Origin of the sequence: Stutzerimonas stutzeri, assembly GCF_002890895.1 — a bacterium.
GTDB lineage: Bacteria > Pseudomonadota > Gammaproteobacteria > Pseudomonadales > Pseudomonadaceae > Stutzerimonas > Stutzerimonas stutzeri_AB.
The window spans coordinates 43,218-59,381 of record NZ_POUL01000009.1; the positions used below are offsets into that span (position 1 = coordinate 43,218).

General features: G+C 62.3%; 13 protein-coding genes and 1 pseudogene. 10 read left to right on the plus strand and 4 right to left on the minus strand.

Annotated elements, in window-relative coordinates; translation table 11 throughout:
* Window positions 1-13 precede the first annotated feature (13 nt).
* Together amn and CXK96_RS16135 are read right to left on the minus strand one after the other, a co-directional pair.
* A complete protein-coding gene (gene amn, locus CXK96_RS16130) occupies window positions 14-1,486 on the minus strand; it encodes an AMP nucleosidase (protein ID WP_102837450.1) in 1,473 nt (490 codons plus the stop codon).
* A 76-nt stretch (window positions 1,487-1,562) separates the two neighbouring features.
* Complete coding sequence (locus tag CXK96_RS16135) at window positions 1,563-2,903, minus strand: PLP-dependent aminotransferase family protein (RefSeq protein WP_102837451.1); 1,341 nt, start codon at window positions 2,901-2,903, stop codon at window positions 1,563-1,565.
* Window positions 2,904-2,983: 80 nt separating this feature from the next.
* Between CXK96_RS16135 and CXK96_RS16140 the strand changes: the two genes are divergently transcribed.
* Window positions 2,984-3,964, plus strand: a complete 981-nt coding sequence (locus CXK96_RS16140) for a threonine dehydratase (RefSeq protein ID WP_102837452.1) — start codon at window positions 2,984-2,986, stop codon at window positions 3,962-3,964.
* Here CXK96_RS16140 and CXK96_RS16145 read toward each other — a convergent pair.
* Window positions 3,961-5,610, minus strand: coding sequence for an acyl-CoA dehydrogenase family protein (locus CXK96_RS16145; RefSeq protein ID WP_102837453.1), 1,650 nt, complete (start codon window positions 5,608-5,610; stop codon window positions 3,961-3,963). The two genes, CXK96_RS16140 and CXK96_RS16145, sit on opposite strands and share 4 nt — an antisense overlap.
* 257 nt (window positions 5,611-5,867) lie before the next feature.
* Window positions 5,868-7,790 (minus strand): annotated as a pseudogene (locus tag CXK96_RS16150) (sensor histidine kinase); the annotation flags it as partial.
* 265 nt (window positions 7,791-8,055) lie between these two features.
* Between CXK96_RS16150 and CXK96_RS16155 the strand changes: the two are divergent.
* From CXK96_RS16155 to CXK96_RS16195, 9 genes are all read left to right on the plus strand, one after another.
* Complete coding sequence (locus CXK96_RS16155; RefSeq protein ID WP_102837455.1) at window positions 8,056-8,850, plus strand: hydroxymethylpyrimidine/phosphomethylpyrimidine kinase; 795 nt, start codon at window positions 8,056-8,058, stop codon at window positions 8,848-8,850.
* A gap of 12 nt (window positions 8,851-8,862) precedes the next feature.
* The gene (gene thiE / locus CXK96_RS16160) at window positions 8,863-9,504 is read left to right on the plus strand and encodes a thiamine phosphate synthase (protein ID WP_102837456.1); all 642 of its coding nucleotides are present in this window, start codon (window positions 8,863-8,865) and stop codon (window positions 9,502-9,504) included.
* Between the two features lie 60 nt (window positions 9,505-9,564).
* Window positions 9,565-10,848, plus strand: coding sequence for a glutamate-1-semialdehyde 2,1-aminomutase (hemL, locus tag CXK96_RS16165; protein WP_102837457.1), 1,284 nt, complete (start codon window positions 9,565-9,567; stop codon window positions 10,846-10,848).
* Entirely contained in the window at window positions 10,845-11,483 is a 639-nt protein-coding gene (locus CXK96_RS16170) for a hypothetical protein (protein ID WP_102837458.1), read from the plus strand. Before hemL ends, CXK96_RS16170 begins: the two co-directional genes overlap by 4 nt.
* 124 nt (window positions 11,484-11,607) lie before the next feature.
* Window positions 11,608-12,132: a tetratricopeptide repeat protein gene (locus tag CXK96_RS16175; RefSeq protein ID WP_102837459.1), complete on the plus strand. Its 525-nt coding sequence runs from the start codon at window positions 11,608-11,610 to the stop codon at window positions 12,130-12,132.
* Window positions 12,133-12,288: 156 nt separating this feature from the next.
* A complete protein-coding gene (gene miaB, locus CXK96_RS16180; RefSeq protein WP_102837460.1) occupies window positions 12,289-13,635 on the plus strand; it encodes a tRNA (N6-isopentenyl adenosine(37)-C2)-methylthiotransferase MiaB in 1,347 nt (448 codons plus the stop codon).
* A gap of 134 nt (window positions 13,636-13,769) precedes the next feature.
* A complete protein-coding gene (locus CXK96_RS16185; protein WP_102837461.1) occupies window positions 13,770-14,777 on the plus strand; it encodes a PhoH family protein in 1,008 nt (335 codons plus the stop codon).
* Window positions 14,770-15,237, plus strand: a complete 468-nt coding sequence (ybeY, locus tag CXK96_RS16190; protein ID WP_102837462.1) for an rRNA maturation RNase YbeY — start codon at window positions 14,770-14,772, stop codon at window positions 15,235-15,237. Before CXK96_RS16185 ends, ybeY begins: the two co-directional genes overlap by 8 nt.
* Window positions 15,238-15,276: 39 nt before the next feature.
* A complete protein-coding gene (locus CXK96_RS16195) occupies window positions 15,277-16,125 on the plus strand; it encodes an HlyC/CorC family transporter (RefSeq protein WP_102837463.1) in 849 nt (282 codons plus the stop codon).
* The last annotated feature ends 39 nt before the right edge of the window (window positions 16,126-16,164 follow it).

Below are 16,164 nucleotides of genomic sequence, written 5' to 3' on the forward strand. Positions count from 1 at the left end.
GAGCCGCCATCCGTTAGCGGAACGGTGGCTCGTCGAAGCTGCGCAGCTTGCGCGAGTGCAACGAGTTGAGCTGGTCGCGCAGCAGGTCCAACGCAGCGATACCTATTTTCAGGTGTTGGGTCACGGCGCGCTCATAGAAGGCGTTGGCAGAACCCGGCAGCTTGATCTCGCTGTGCAGCGGCTTGTCCGATACGCAGAGCAGCGTCCCGTACGGCACCCGCAGGCGATAGCCCTGCGCGGCAATGGTGCCGCTTTCCATGTCCACCGCCACGGCGCGTGAGAGGTTGATCAGCGGCCGTTCCTGCGCCCAGCGCAACTCCCAGTTGCGGTCGTCATAAGTCAGCACGGTGCCGGTGCGCAGACGCCGCTTGAGCGCTTCGCCTTTCTCCCCGGTGACTTGCGCCGCCGCTTCCTGCAGCGCCTGCTGCACTTCAGCGAGGGCCGGCAGCGGAATGTGTGGCGGCAGCACCCGGTCGAGAATCCCGTCACGACGCATGTAGGCGTGAGCCAACACGTAATCGCCGATGGACTGCGACTGCCGCAGCCCGCCGCAGTGGCCGATCATCAGCCAGCAATGCGGGCGCAGCACCGCCAGGTGATCGGTGATGTTCTTGGCGTTCGACGGCCCGACACCAATGTTGACCAGGGTAACGCCGTCGCCATCTTTGGCCTGCAGGTGATAAGCCGGCATCTGGTAGCGGTGCCAGAGCACGCCGCCGATGATGGACTGCGCCTCGCCCTCGTCCATGCCGCGCTCGATGATGATGTTGCCCGGCAGCACCATGCGCACGAAACGGGTGTCGTCGCGCAACATGTCGAGGCCGTGACGAATGAACTGGTCGACGTAGCGGTGGTAGTTGGTCAGCAGGATCCAGGGCTGCACATGACGCCAGTCGCTACCGGTGTAATGCACCAGCCGGCGCAGCGAGAAATCCACCCGCGCACCATCGAAGAGCGCCAGCGGATAAGGGTCAGCATGCTCCCAGTCGTAGAGGCCGTCGGCAATGTCATCGGTGGCGGCGGACAGATCGGTGCTGGGGAACACGCGAGCCAGCTCGGCTGCGGTCACGCCGGTTCCCGCCAGTTCGTCGCCCTGCTCGATCACATAGGGGTACGGAATGTACCGCTCGCTGATGCCCACCTCGACCGTTACACCGAAATCCTTGATCAAGGGCCGCAACTGATCGAGCAGATAGCTGCGAAATGCCGCTGGATGGGTCACGGTCACGCTGTAGACACCCGGCGCCTGCACCTTGGCATAAGCGCGGGTGGAAGCTGGCACTTCGCCGTGGCATTCGTAGGTCAGGCGTAGTTCGGGATAGCGGAACAGCGCACGCTCGGCCGCATCGGGCTCTTCGCGCGTGGTGACATAGCGTTTAAGCGCCTGGTTCAGTGCGCGGGTTGCCTGCTGATGCAGCTCGGCAAGCTGGTCCACGGCCGCTTCAGCGCTGGTGGCAATGCGAAAAGTCTCGCCTGCTGGGTTCATGGTGGGTTTCCTTGTCTATTCGTTGAAAACATCTTGCCTGCTGTTCGATGACAGCGGTAGCACCGGAGCGCTGCGATCATGGATCAGCCGCCGCCAGCCGCAGCGCCAGCGCCTCCAGCCGCGCCTTCAGTACCGCAAGGCTGGGCGCTGCGGTCAAACTCAGACGCAGCGCGTTGGGCGCGCCATGGCCAACGGCGAACACGTCCGCGGTGGCCGCCTCGATCCCCAGTTCGCGGCAAAGCATTGGCAGATCTCTATCCTTTGCCAGTTCAAGCCACAGATGCGGCGATGCATTTGACGAAGCAGACCCAAGCAGTTTCTGCGCCAGCCGCCAGCGACGGGTTACCTGCTCACGTTGCCAGGCCAGCCGGCGAGCCGCAGTGCCGTCTTCGAGCCACTCGCAACCGATCTGCAGGCATAACGTCGACAAGGCCCAGCTGGTCGCCTGTCTTTCCGGGTCGATACGCGACAGCCACTCGTCCGGTCCGGCGATGAAGCCCAAGCGCAAACCGGGCGCGACCGTCTTCGACAAGCTGCTGATCAGCAGCGTGCGATCGGGCAGTGCCGCGGCGAGCGGTGGCTCGTCGCCCAGTGCGCCGTAGATGTCGTCCTCGATGATCAGCAAGCCGCGCCGCCGCGCCACGGCAGCAATGGCTTCGCGGCGCCGCGCATCCATGCTGACGGCGGTCGGGTTCTGCATACAGGGTGTCAGGACAGCCACGCGCGCCGAGGTGGCTCGGGCCATACGGTCCAGGTCCTCCGGCAGGATGCCGAATTCGTCCATCGCCACGCCGTGCAACGGGAGGCGCAATTGGCGCCCGGCGGCCTTGATACCTGGCGAGGTCAACGCCTCGACCAGCACCGGCTCGCCCGGCTCGCACAAACCGATCAGCGCAGCGAACACACCTTGCTGCGCCCCGGCACAGAGCAACACCTGTTGCGGCGGGATCTCAAGCGCTCGGGCACGCAACCAGCCACTCACCGCCAACTGACCACGTTGCAGGCTGCGCGCCGAAGGGTATCCCTGCAGGCTCGCCAGTTCTCCGGTCGCGCACAGCGCCGCCATGCTGCGCTGCATGTCTTCATCGGCCGGGTCGAGTACCGGCAGGTTGGTCGACAGGTCGACCAGTTCAGGGTGAGCGTCTGGCGTTTTCAGCCGGAATAGACTGGCCTCGCGGCTGCTGGCCAGCACATAGGTGCCACGCCCAACCTCGCCACCGACCAAGTGCCGACGCGCGGCTTCTCGATAAGCCTGCATCGTCGTACTCGGATTGAGGTCGAGCGCCCAGGCGAGGCGTCGCTGTGGTGGCAGGCGATCCCCAGCCTTGAGCTCGCCAGTTGCAATAGCGGCTGCGATGGCGTCGACCAGTGCCAAGTAGCGTGGCTGACTATCAGATTCGAGTTTGGGTAACCACATTGTTTGCCATGCAATATAACGATTTACCCATACAATGCCCGCCGCCTAGGATCGACGTCAAACCCGCTGAGGAGCTTTCGATGTTCGATCTTCACCAACTGCGCCAGGCAGCCGAATTGATCCACCAGAGCGTACCGCCGACTCCGCAATACGCATGGCCGCTGTTGGCCAAGCGGCTTGGCTGCGAGGTTTGGGTCAAACACGAAAACCACACACCAGCCGGCGCCTTCAAGGTGCGTGGCGGCCTGCTCTACGTGAACGAGTTGATCAAGCGGGAGTCGCACCTACCGGGCCTCATCACCGCGACTCGTGGCAATCACGGCATCAGCCTTGCGATGGCCGCGCGCAAGGCCGGCTTGCCACTGCAGATTCTGGTGCCCGAAGGCAACTCCATGGAAAAGAACGCCGCCATGCGCGCCTGCGGAGCCGAGGTCGTCGAACACGGCCGCGACTTCGATACCGCTCGTTTGCGGGCAGCCGAATTGGCCAAGGCTAACGGCTGGCATTTTGTCCCGTCCCTGCATCCGGACCTGATCAGGGGCGTCGCGACCTATGCGCTGGAACTGCTCGAAGCAGTGCCGAACCTGCGCCGCGTCTATGTGCCCATCGCGCTTGGCTCAGGCATTTGCGGGATGATCCGCACCCGCGATCTGCTGGGTCTGGATACCGAGATCATCGGCGTGGTGTCCAGCGCGGCCGACGCCTATGCGCAGAGTGTTGAGCAAGGTCGCATCGTCACCACCGACACGGCGAACACCTTTGCTGACGGCATGGCCTGCCGCATGCCTGCGCCCGAGGCGCTCGAGATCATCCGTGGAGGTGCCGCGCGCATCGTGCGTGTGAACGATGCCGAGATCCGCCAGGCCATCTGCGCATTGCACGAGGACACCCATAATCTCGCCGAAGGTGCTGGCGCCGCCGCGCTGGCTGCGGCGATCCAAGAGCGCGAGCACAACCGAGGCGAACGGATTGCCGTGGTGCTCAGTGGCGGCAATATTGATCGGCCGCTGTTGGCCGGCATTCTCGCCGAACTCAACGGGACGGCTTTAACCGCCAACTAGTCGAGAAAGGGTGCGCTGCGTGCCAACAACGCACTGATGTCGAGAGCACGCGGCAGCGTGCCGAAGACCCGACCGCAGCCCTCCAGGCGGCTGGCGATAAAGGCATCCGACACGGCATCGTTACCGGCCTCGAGCAGCAGCTTGGCCTGCAGCGCCACGGCGACGTCTTCGGTCAGTTGGCGCGCGCGGTACTGGATGTCGTCTTTATCGGCAAAAGCGCTTTGCAGCCTGCTGATCTGATGCTTCAAACGCCGATCGCCGTGACCGTCTCCCAGCTCGGCGAACAACACGTCGAGCACACCGGCTCCCTTCGACAGCGCGCGCAGCACATCCAGGCATTGCACGTTGCCCGAGCCTTCCCAGATGGAGTTCACCGGCGCCTCGCGGTACAGCCGCGGCATTATGGTGTCCTCGACGTAACCGGCACCACCCAGGCATTCGCTGGCCTCGGCGATCATTTCCGGGGCGCGTTTGCAGATCCAGTATTTGCCGATCGCCGTCACCAACCGAGCGAACTTTTCTTCTTGCTCATCGAACGGATGGTCGAGCGCGCGCCCCATACGCATGGTCAGCGCCAACGCCGCCTCACTCTCCAACGCGAGGTCGGCCAGCACGTTCTGCATCAGTGGCTGCTCAATCAGCGCACGGCCACCAACCTGACGATGTGCGCAGTGATGCATGGCTTGCGTCAGCGCCTGGCGCATCAGGGAACTGGAACCGATCATGCAATCGAAGCGGGTCGAGGACACCATTTCGATGATGGTCGGCACGCCGCGGCCTTCCTCTCCGATCATCCAGGCCAGGGCCCCGCGGTACTCCACTTCGCTGGAAGCGTTGGACCAATTGCCCAGCTTGTTCTTCAGCCGCTGGATATAGAACCCGTTGCGGCTACCATCCGGCTGGTGTCGTGGCAGAAGAAAGCAGCTCAGTCCCTTATCGGTTTGCGCCAGGGTCAGAAACGCATCGCACATCGGCGCAGAGCAGAACCATTTATGCCCGACCAACTCGTAGGGCTGACCGGGGCCGCCAGCGCCGACCGCATACGCTCGGGTGGTATTGGCGCGCACGTCGGTACCGCCCTGTTTTTCAGTCATGGCCATGCCGATGGTGACGCCGCTTTTCTGCTCCATCGGCAGGTTGCGCGGGTCATAGCCCCGGCTGAGAATCTTCGGCAGCCAGACGTCGGCGATGCCCGGCTGCTGTCGTAGCGCCGGGACGCTGGCGTAGGTCATGGTCAGCGGGCAGCTGCTGCCGGACTCGGCCTGATTGTGCAGATACATCAACCCGGCACGCGCCACCTGAGCGCCGGCCTGCGGATCGGTCCAGGGCAACGACGGGATGCCATGAGCAATCGCGGCGCCCATCAACTCATGGTAAGCCGGATGAAACTCCACCAGGTCGATGCGGTGGCCGTAGCGGTCGTGGCTCTTGAAAACAGGCTTGTTTTCGTTGGCCAGAAATCCGGCGGCCATCAACGGACCGCCAGCCAATGCACCGTACGCATCCAGGCGCGACTCGGCCCAGCCGCCGCGGTATCGCCGCACCCAATCCTGCAGCGGCAGGTCGAGGCGGTACAGGTTGGCCCCGTCCAGCGGCGGCACCTGATTCAGCACCTCATGGGTTTCGGCGTATTGCTGCAAGCTCATCTCGGGTCTCCTCGGCAGAAGCGGCAAGGGCCCGACGGCATGCAACCATGGGTTAGCGATACTCACCGCTGTCATGGGAATAGATCACCGGGCCGATGCGGGCATCGTCTGGTGGCACCCGCCAGAGAAGTGAAGCACGCAGCTATGCAGGGCAAAAGTGAGGTTTCGGCCAAAGTCTGCGCGATGCAACGGCCAGAACTGACCATACGCCTGAGCTTCAGACGCTTGGTCTTGCGCGCTTAGCTCACTTCAACGGGCAGGAGCACCTGAAAACGACTGCCGCGGCCAGGCTCGGATTGGCAGCAAACCGTTCCGCCCTGCAATGCCACCAGCTGCTTGCAGAGTGACAGGCCGATACCCAACCCGCCGTACTGGCGAGTCATGCTGCCATCGAGTTGGCGGAAGTACTGGAACAGCGAGTCATCCACAGGCGCGTCGAACCCGACGCCTGTATCGATCACCGTCACATCGAGCATGTAACCGGGGGTGCTCTCATAACCATTGACCGCCAGCGTGACACCCCCGCGCAAGGTGAACTTGATGGCGTTGTCGAGCAGGTAGCCTAGGCTCTGTTTCAGCTTTCCGACGTCACCGACCAGTATCTCCGGTAGCTCGCCATTGAGCTCGAGATCGAAGCTCAAACCCCGCATTGCGGCACGCGCGCCATACTCGGCATAAAGCTCATCGGCCAACATCCGCACGCTGAACGGCTCGTTGCGCACCCGCAACTTGCCCGCCTGCAGTTCAGTCAAGGCGAGGATGTCATTGACCAGCTGCATCATGTCGCGCGCCGATCCGGTGGCGATGCGCTGGTACTGCTCCAGCTCGCCGCTCAGGTCCAGGGTGCGCATCAGGTCGAGACTGCCGATCACACCGTGCATGGGGGTGCGCAGCTCGTGGGTGACGTTGGCGAGGAACTGATCCTTGAGGCGATTGCTCTCGGCCAGTTCGCGGTTCATGGTTTCGAGTTTGCGCCCAGTCTCTTCCAGCACCTGAGCCCGCTCTTCCTTCATCATGTTGATCCGGTCGGCCAGGGCCAGCGACAGCAGCGCTACCTCGAGCGCCGAACCGATCTGTCCGGCGTACATGGTAATGAACATGTGCGGCAGGTAGCCCAGCACCATCAGCGTGTTGATCTGTCCGCCAATGAGAAAGGCCGACCAGGCGATGAGGAAATAGCGCGCCACCCGCATCCCCCGTCGCCAGGCCACGATGGCGGCGACGAAAATCACCAGAATGAACCAGAGCGCAAGGAAGGTCGCCATGCGCAGCGCCAATGCGTAGCTGGAGGTCAGCGATACAACCATCGTCACCGCTCCCAACGCCATCAGCAGCATCAGGGTGCGGTCGATCCAGGGACTGTGCTCAGCGGTATGCAGAAAGCTGCGCGCGAATTGGCAGCCAAACAGTCCAGCCGCGCCGATCAGAAATGGCGTCGAGGCATTGGCCCACCACGGCCAGTTAGGCCACAGGTACTGCACGCCCAGGCCGTTGACCGAGACCTGATACAGGCCGAACGAGGCGATGTAGAGGATGTAATAGAGATAGCTGCGATCACGCACGCTGAGGTAGATAAACAGGTTGTAGAACAGCATCACCAGCAGCACGCCATAGATGATGGCCAGCACGTAGACATGCCCGGACTGCTCTTCCAGGTAAGCCACCGGTGCCCACAGCGCCAGCGGAACCTGAATCGAGCCCTGACTCTCCAGACGCAGGTAGATCCGCTGTGGCTGGTCAGGCGTCAACTGCAGTTCGAAAAGATGGTTGCGCTGCTTGATCTGCCGCTCGTGGAAAGGCAGCGCGTCGCCGCTCCGCTGGGCAAGGCGATAGCCACCGCGGCCATCTGGCAGATAGAGATCGAGATGGTCGAGCGGGGGATACGCCAGCTCCAACCACCAGCGGCTGCGCGCGGCCGGCGGCTCGGCACGGTAGTCCAGATCGACGCGCAACCAGAACGCCGAGCGTGAATAGCCGGCATTGAGGACATCCTCACGGTTCTCGACGAAGCGACCAGCCGCATCGAGTGCGACCACCTCCTCAATCGTGGCGTCACCGCTTGGGTCCTCCAAGACTGCCATGACGTGGCCCAACGGAAGACGCTGAGTGTCGCTACTGAACTCGACGGCACCCGCCATGGCTGGAAGCAAGGCGAGCAGAAAAATGAGGATATGGCGCATGAAGAAGACAATCCGTCGAGCTGCGCCAGAAGAACCCCCGTTCTTCCGAATGCACGCAGCCGAAGCTAAGTGCTGGCACTTTAACATGGTTCTGGCGCCATAGAATCGACGACATCCGGGCAGCAGACGAACGTATAGGTCGGCAGTAGCGAGCCGTGCCGGCATGAGCTGCCTGGCAGGATTGGTGATAAGCTCGCACGCCATGAAATCCGGCTGCGCCTAGCCCCGGCCGAATCCACCACACCATGACTCGGGGAACCCATCGATGTCCGGCCACTGCTCCCGCCCTGTCGTTCTTTGCCTTTCCGGCCACGACCCGAGCGGCGGTGCCGGGCTACAGGCGGACATCGAAGCGCTGATTGCCCAAGGTTGTCACGCCGCGCCGGCGGTGACCGCACTCACTGTTCAGGACACCGTCAATGTCACTGACTTTCGCGTGCTCGATCGGGAGTGGGTGCTGGCTCAGGCCCACGCGGTGATAGCCGACCTGCCAGTGGCCGCCGTCAAGCTGGGCATGCTCGGCTCGGTGGAGATGGTCGAGACGGTACTGCAAATCATGCAGAAGCTGCCGGGCGTCCCGCTGGTCTGTGATCCGGTGCTGCGCGCCGGTGGCGGCGGTGCGCTGGGCAAGGACGAAGTCGGCTACGCCATGCGCGAACGGCTGTTCCCGGTGTCTACTATTGCCACACCGAACCTGCCCGAAGCGCGGATTCTTGCCGAACTCCCGAATGGCAGCGCCGATGAGTGCGCGGAGAAGTTGCTGCCCTTCATCCGTCACCTGCTGATCACCGGCGGTCATGGCGACGAGACCGAAGTTCACAACCGTCTCTATTGCCGCGACGGTAGCCGCTACGATTTCAGCTGCCAGCGCCTGCCGGGAAGCTATCACGGGTCTGGCTGCACTCTGGCCAGCGCGCTATCCGGAAGGCTGGCCCTCGGCGAGGACCTGGCCAGCGCAGTGAAGTCCGCCCTCGATTACACCTGGCGCACCCTGCGTGACGCCGAAGCGCCAGGCCGTGGTCAATACATTCCACGGCGTCTGCCGCTGGACCTGGCCTGAGGAGGCCATCCGATGAAGGACAACACGAAGCTGCGCGGCCTGTACGCTATCACCGACAGCAAGCTGCTCGGCGAAGGGCGCCTGCTGCCCTACGCCGAAGCCGCCGTAAAAGGCGGCGCTCGACTGCTGCAATACCGCGACAAATCCCATGACGATGCGCGCCGCCTGCGCGAAGCCGAAGCGCTACGAGAAATCTGCGATCGTCACGGGACCCAGCTGATCATCAATGATGACGCCGAGCTTGCTGCACGATTGGGCGTAGGCCTGCACCTCGGCCAGGAAGACGGCTCGCTCTCGGTAGCCCGCGCCCTGCTCGGACGTAAAGCCATCATTGGCGGAACCTGCCATGCACGTCTGGATCTGGCTGAACAGGCGATCCGTGAGGGGGCCAGCTACATCGCTTTCGGCCGGCTCTTCGACTCGAACACCAAACCAGGCGCGCCCGCCGCGACGCCTGATCTGCTGACAGAGGCGCATCAGCGCTTCAACGTGCCGATCGCTGCGATCGGCGGCGTGACGCTGGACAATGCGCCGGGCCTAATCGCCCAGGGCGCCAGTCTGATCGCCGTTGTCCACGCCCTGTTCGCTGCCGATACGGCCAGCGAAGTCGAGCGCCGCGCGCGGGCTTTCAGCGAGCTGTTCGCCACTAATTGAACACTGCACGGCGCCCATCGCCGTGCTTATCAACCCTTTTCCTGTATCGAGAGAGGCCCCATGTCCCGTTCCGAAACCCTCTTCGCAAGTGCTCAGAACCGAATTCCAGGCGGCGTGAACTCGCCGGTACGCGCCTTCCGCAGCGTTGGCGGTACACCGCTGTTCTTCAAGCATGCCGAAGGTGCCTATGTGACCGACGAAGATGACAAGCGCTACGTCGATTACGTCGGTTCCTGGGGCCCAATGATCCTCGGCCACGGCCATCCTGAGGTACTCGACGCGGTCCGTAATCAGCTGCAACATGGCCTGTCCTACGGCGCACCGACGGCGATGGAAACCGAAATGGCTGAGCTGGTCTGCAGCCTGGTGCCGTCCATGGAAATGATGCGCATGGTCAGCTCGGGCACCGAGGCAACCATGAGCGCGATCCGCCTGGCCCGCGGCTATACCGGACGTGACAGCATTATCAAGTTCGAAGGCTGCTATCACGGCCACTCCGACAGCCTGCTGGTCAAGGCCGGTTCCGGCGCCCTGACCCAGGGCGTTCCCAGCTCTGCAGGCGTACCGGCAGCATTCGCCAAGCACACCCTGACACTGCCCTTCAACGACCTGGCAGCCGTTGAGCAAATGCTCGCCGAGGTGGGCAACGAAGTGGCGTGCATCATCGTCGAGCCGGTTGCCGGCAACATGAATTGCGTACCGCCAGCGCCCGGTTATTTGCAGGGGCTGCGCGAGCAGTGCGACAAGCACGGCGTAGTGCTTATCTTCGATGAAGTGATGACCGGCTTTCGCGTCGCCCTCGGCGGAGCTCAGGCTCACTATGGCGTTACCCCGGACCTGACCACCTTCGGCAAGATCATCGGCGGCGGCATGCCGGTCGGCTGCTTCGGCGGCAAGCGCGCCATCATGGAACGCATTGCTCCGCTCGGCCCCGTCTACCAGGCCGGCACCCTGTCGGGTAATCCACTGGCGATGGCGGCAGGACTGACGACACTGAAGCTGATCAACCGCCCTGGGTTTCATGAAGAACTCACCGCCTACACCACACGCATGCTGCAGGGGCTGAAAGAGCGGGCCGAAGCTGCCGGCATTCCTTTCGTCACCACCCAGGTTGGCGGCATGTTCGGCCTGTATTTCAGCCAAGCGGACGCCATCGTCACCTTCGACGACGTGATGGCCAGCGACGCCGAACGTTTCAAGCGCTTCTTCCACCTGATGCTCGAGGGTGGCGTGTACCTGGCGCCCAGCGCCTTCGAAGCCGGCTTCACCTCCATCGCCCATGGCGACAAGGAACTGCAGATCACCTTCGATGCGGCCGAACGCGCCTTCGCTCAGCTGAAATGAGCCTGGTGCCTGACCTGCTACAAGCCGTGCTTTTGATGCTGACGGGGCTGACGAGCGCCATCTGGATCGGCAGCGCCCGGCGAGGCTACGGCGAGCCGGATCAACCGGCTCTGTTCTCCGCGTTGCTAGCGTTCAGTCTGGCTGCTGGAACGGGCGCATGCGCGACGGCACGTTTGGCGCTCGGTGCCGATACGCTCGAGGCAGAACGCTGGCTGCTGCAGGCAACGCTGCTGCTCGGCCTGCCGCTCGTCGGCGTAGTCGCGCTCACGCTGTCGCGCAGATGGATCTGGAGCCGCCCCACCTGGGGTCGGGTGGTCATCGGATTGTGTGCGTTTTTCGAGCTGGCCAGGCAGTTGGGCTGGAGCGCGCCATACGCACTGTCGCTGGGCCTGCTGAGTGCTCTGCTGGTCGTTTATGCGGGGTTGCTGCAGTGGCCAGTGCGCCTGCAGACCGCAGCAGGGTTGACTGGAGGTGCTTTGCTCATGGCACTGCTGCCGTGGGGTGGGCTGCTGCTCAACTCCAATCCGCTGCAGGCCTATCAGCAGCTGTGGCTGGCACTGGCCATTCCGATCATCGCCTGGCTATTGCTTCATCTGCCCGGCAACTTGCGCGAAGAAAGCCCTGCCCCCACATAAAAAAGCCGAGTGCCTGCCGTTAAAGCCTTTGTAAGCAGGGCACTGGTTATCCATAATGTGACAGTCGGCTCGTTTCACGCCGGACTTTTCAGTCACCGCCCTGATCTTCGAGGCGCCTTGATTCATGACTTGCACCGGCCGCAGCCTCGCTCTTGGCTGCCTGCTGCTACTCACACCCCTGCTGGGCATGGCGGGCGGCAACTCGCTGCTGATTCCCGCCACTTCCCGCTGCGCGCTGAACACCGTCCCGGAAGCGATGAACGAAGCGCTGCGTGCGTGCGAGCACGCCGCCAGCCAGGGCGACCTGCAGGCAGCCTATGAGCTCGGTGACTATTACTACAACGGTCGGCGCGCGCCACGTGATCTGGCCAAAGCGCTTCACTGGTTCGAGCAGGCGTCGCTGAAGGGCCACGCGCTGGCCCAGCACCGACTCGGTGTCATGTTCTTTCGCGGTGAAGGGGTGCCAGCCAACAACGTCCAGGCTTACGTGGTATTGAAGATGTCGGCGGTCAACGGCGAAGAAGAGGCGCTGGATACCGCTGACCGCGTCTCGGCGCAGATGGGCCGCGAAGAGCACGAAATCGCGACCCAGGTCCTTGGACAGATATTTCGTGACTATCTGATGGAATTGCAGACGGCAGGCGAGTAACACTCGGCAAGCCATACCCTTGCGTCCTACCGCCTCGCGCCGTCGTATCTGCTGCTTTCGCTTGAGCTCGTCGCCTGCCGCAGTGCTTTCACTTTTATCGCCCACGCCCTCGCCGTATAATCGCCGGTCATTTTTTGCACAACGCCGGCCCGAGACATGACCCGCAAGCTCTATATCGAAACCCACGGCTGCCAGATGAACGAGTACGACAGCTCGCGCATGGTGGACCTGCTGGGTGAGCAGCAGCCCTTGGAGATCACCGCGAACCCGGCGGAAGCCGACGTGATTCTGCTCAACACCTGCTCGATTCGCGAAAAGGCACAGGAGAAAGTGTTCTCCCAGCTGGGTCGCTGGCGGGAGCTCAAGCTTGAAAATCCGCAGCTGGTGATCGGTGTCGGTGGTTGCGTCGCCAGCCAGGAAGGCGCGGCAATCCGTGTCCGCGCCCCCTATGTCGACGTGGTGTTTGGCCCGCAGACCCTGCACCGATTGCCAGAAATGATCGATGCAGCGCGCACCACAAAAAAGCCTCAGGTAGACATTTCGTTTCCCGAAATCGAGAAATTCGATCGTTTGCCGGAGCCACGCGTCGATGGCCCAACCGCGTTTGTTTCGGTCATGGAAGGCTGCAGCAAGTACTGCACTTTCTGCGTCGTGCCTTACACCCGCGGCGAAGAAGTCAGCCGGCCGTTCGACCATGTGCTCGCCGAAGTCATCCATCTGGCTGAAAACGGCGTTCGGGAAGTCACCTTGCTCGGGCAGAACGTCAACGGTTACCGCGGCGCCACTCATGATGGCCGCACCGCTGACCTGGCCGAGCTGATTCGCGTGGTCGCGGCAGTCGATGGCATCGACCGGATCCGCTACACCACCAGTCATCCGCTGGAGTTCTCCGACGCGCTGATTCAGGCGCACGCCGAAGTGCCAGAACTGGTGAAGTATCTGCACCTGCCGGTTCAGTCGGGTTCGGATCGCGTGCTAGCCGGAATGAAGCGCAACCACACAGCGCTCGAATACAAGTCGCGGATCCGCAAGCTCAAGGCCGCCGTGCCGGATATCCTGATCAGCTCTGACTTCATCGTCGGCTTCCCCGGCGAAACCGAGAAGGACTTCGAACAGACCATGAAGCTGATCGAAGACGTTGGCTTCGACTTTTCCTACTCCTTCGTCTACAGCTCGCGGCCCGGCACGCCGGCGGCGGATCTGGTGGACGAAACACCGGAAGAGGTGAAGAAACAGCGCCTGGCGATCCTGCAACAACGGATCAACCAGCAGGGCTTCGAGAACAGCCGAAAGATGGCCGGTACGCAGCAGCGCATTCTCGTCACCGACTACTCCAAGAAAGACCCAGGCATGCTACAGGGCCGTACCGAGCACAATCGGATCGTCAATTTCCGTTGCGACAACCCGCGACTGATCGGCCAGTTCGTTGATGTGTTCATTGACGATGCGCTGCCGCACTCGTTGCGTGGCACGCTGCTAGAGTCAGTGAGTCGCACGGCATAACTGAACCGCAGCTGATAGCGAAGGCATCGGCTGCGTTTTCGCCACGGGTCGCCACGACCGGTGCGCGCTGCTTTTTTTCTCGCGCGGCGCTATTCTCACCCAACCTATTTGCAAAGCAGGTCACTTAAAAGCCCTTGAACGCCCCCATAGAACCTCATCGTTTCACTCTCGAACCTTTTGAAGCCAACCGCTTCGCCAATCTCTGCGGCCAGTTCGACGAGCATCTGCGCCTCATTGAGCAGCGCCTCGATCTGGAAATCCGCAACCGCGGCAATCAGTTCGAGTTGGTCGGCCCCGCCGATGTGGCCCAGGCGGCAGAGCACCTCCTGCGACGCCTGTACCGCGAGACCAAGAGCATTGAACTCTCGCCGGACACGGTTCACCTGTTCCTGCAGGAATCGGCAATGGAAGAGCTGAACAACTCATCCACGACGCCGAACATTTCGTTGCGCACCCGCAAGGGCAATATCCGTCCTCGCGGCGTCAATCAGCAACGTTACGTGCAGTCGATCCTCGACAACGACATCAACTTCGGCATCGGCCCAGCGGGTACGGGCAAGACTTATCTGGCGGTGGCCTGCGCGGTCGACGCGCTGGAGCGCGAGCAGATTCGTCGCATCCTGCTGGTACGCCCGGCAGTCGAAGCAGGTGAGAAGCTCGGCTTCCTCCCCGGCGATCTGGCTCAGAAGATCGACCCTTACTTGCGCCCCTTGTACGACGCACTTTACGAGATGCTTGGGTTCGAGCAGGTCGCCAGGCTGATCGAGAAACAGGTTATCGAAATTGCCCCGCTGGCCTACATGCGTGGGCGCACGCTGAACAACAGCTTCATCATCCTCGACGAAAGCCAGAACACCACGCTCGAACAGATGAAAATGTTTCTGACCCGGATCGGCTTCGGCTCCACAGCGGTGATCACCGGCGATATCACCCAGGTCGACCTGCCTCGCGGCACCAAGAGCGGCCTGGCCCACGTGATCGAAGTGCTGAAGGACGTCAACGGCATCAGCTTCACGCACTTCAAACCAAAGGACGTCGTGCGTCACCCATTGGTGCAGCGCATCGTCGAGGCGTACGAGGCCTTCGAGGGCAATCAGGCTCAGGCCGGCAAGCGCATGTCGCAGGATAGCCAAGGTGATTGAGCTCGACCTGCAGATTGCAACTGACGGCGCCGTTCCGGAGGAAGCCGACCTTCACCGCTGGTGCGAGCTGGCGCTACGCCAACGAAAGGGCGACTCCGAGCTGACCATCCGCCTGGTTGATGAAGCCGAAGGGCGCGAACTCAATCGCACCTGGCGGCAGAAGGATTACGCCACCAACGTGCTGTCCTTCCCGGCTGATGTGCCTGACGGACCGGACGGCATTCCGCTTCTGGATATCCCGCTGCTTGGCGATCTGGTGATTTGCGTGCCAGTGGTCGAGCGCGAGGCCTCCGAGCAGGGCAAACCGCCGCAGGCGCACTGGGCGCATCTGGTGATACATGGCTGTCTGCATCTGCTGGGCTACGATCACATCGACGACGAAGAGGCAGAGGAGATGGAAAGCCTCGAGCGTCAATTGCTGGCCGAATTGGGTCATGCTGACCCCTATGCTGACGAATAGCCCGCGACGGGCAACTGCAAGGACCATTGAGTCAAAGACATGAGCGAAGACCGATCGAGCAACGGGCAAAAGTCCTGGTTTGGGAAAATCAGCCAGGCTTTTGCCCATGAGCCGAAAAACCGTGAGGAGCTGCTGGAAGTATTGCGCGGCGCCCACCAGAACAAACTGCTCGACAACGAAGCCCTGGCGATTGTCGAGGGCGCCATTCAGGTCGCCGACCTGCAAGTGCGAGACATCATGGTGCCGCGCTCGCAGGTGATGAGCATCCGGGCCGACCAGTCGCCAAAGGAGTTTCTCCCAGCGATCATTTCCGCAGCGCACTCGCGCTATCCGGTAGTCGGTGACAGCCTCGACGAAGTGATTGGCGTGTTGCTGGCCAAGGACTTGCTGCCGCTGATCCTGCAGGGCGATCAGCAGAGTTTCGACATCAAGGATCTGCTGCGCCCCGCCACTTTCGTGCCCGAGTCCAAACGCCTCAACGTGCTGCTGCGCGAGTTCCGCGCCAACCACAGCCATATGGCGATCGTCATCGACGAATACGGCGGCGTAGCCGGGCTGGTCACAATCGAGGACGTGCTCGAACAGATCGTTGGCGACATCGAAGACGAGCATGACATCGAAGAAGACAGCTACATCCGACCGCTGCCGAGCGGGGATTTTCTGGTCAAGGCGCTGACGCCCATCGACAGCTTCAACGAGTTCTTCCAGAGCGAGTTCCCCGACGAAGAATTCGACACCGTCGCAGGCCTTGTGATGAGCACTTTCGGTCACCTGCCCAAGCGTAACGAGGTGACAGAGATAGATGGCTTCCGTTTCCGCGTGCTGAATGCCGACAGTCGCCGCGTGCACATGCTGCGCCTGACCCGTACCGAAGTCGAAAACCGCTAGCGCTGCTGCGCTGACCTATGAGCTCGTTTTAGCATTCAC

Coding starts and splice junctions, on each gene's coding strand:
- amn (WP_102837450.1), bottom strand. CDS start 1,486: ATGAACCCAGCAGGCGAGACTTTTCGCATTGCCACCAGCGCTGAAGCG.
- CXK96_RS16135 (WP_102837451.1), bottom strand. CDS start 2,903: ATGTGGTTACCCAAACTCGAATCTGATAGTCAGCCACGCTACTTGGCA.
- CXK96_RS16140 (WP_102837452.1), top strand. CDS start 2,984: ATGTTCGATCTTCACCAACTGCGCCAGGCAGCCGAATTGATCCACCAG.
- CXK96_RS16145 (WP_102837453.1), bottom strand. CDS start 5,610: ATGAGCTTGCAGCAATACGCCGAAACCCATGAGGTGCTGAATCAGGTG.
- CXK96_RS16155 (WP_102837455.1), top strand. CDS start 8,056: ATGTCCGGCCACTGCTCCCGCCCTGTCGTTCTTTGCCTTTCCGGCCAC.
- thiE (WP_102837456.1), top strand. CDS start 8,863: ATGAAGGACAACACGAAGCTGCGCGGCCTGTACGCTATCACCGACAGC.
- hemL (WP_102837457.1), top strand. CDS start 9,565: ATGTCCCGTTCCGAAACCCTCTTCGCAAGTGCTCAGAACCGAATTCCA.
- CXK96_RS16170 (WP_102837458.1), top strand. CDS start 10,845: ATGAGCCTGGTGCCTGACCTGCTACAAGCCGTGCTTTTGATGCTGACG.
- CXK96_RS16175 (WP_102837459.1), top strand. CDS start 11,608: ATGACTTGCACCGGCCGCAGCCTCGCTCTTGGCTGCCTGCTGCTACTC.
- miaB (WP_102837460.1), top strand. CDS start 12,289: ATGACCCGCAAGCTCTATATCGAAACCCACGGCTGCCAGATGAACGAG.
- CXK96_RS16195 (WP_102837463.1), top strand. CDS start 15,277: ATGAGCGAAGACCGATCGAGCAACGGGCAAAAGTCCTGGTTTGGGAAA.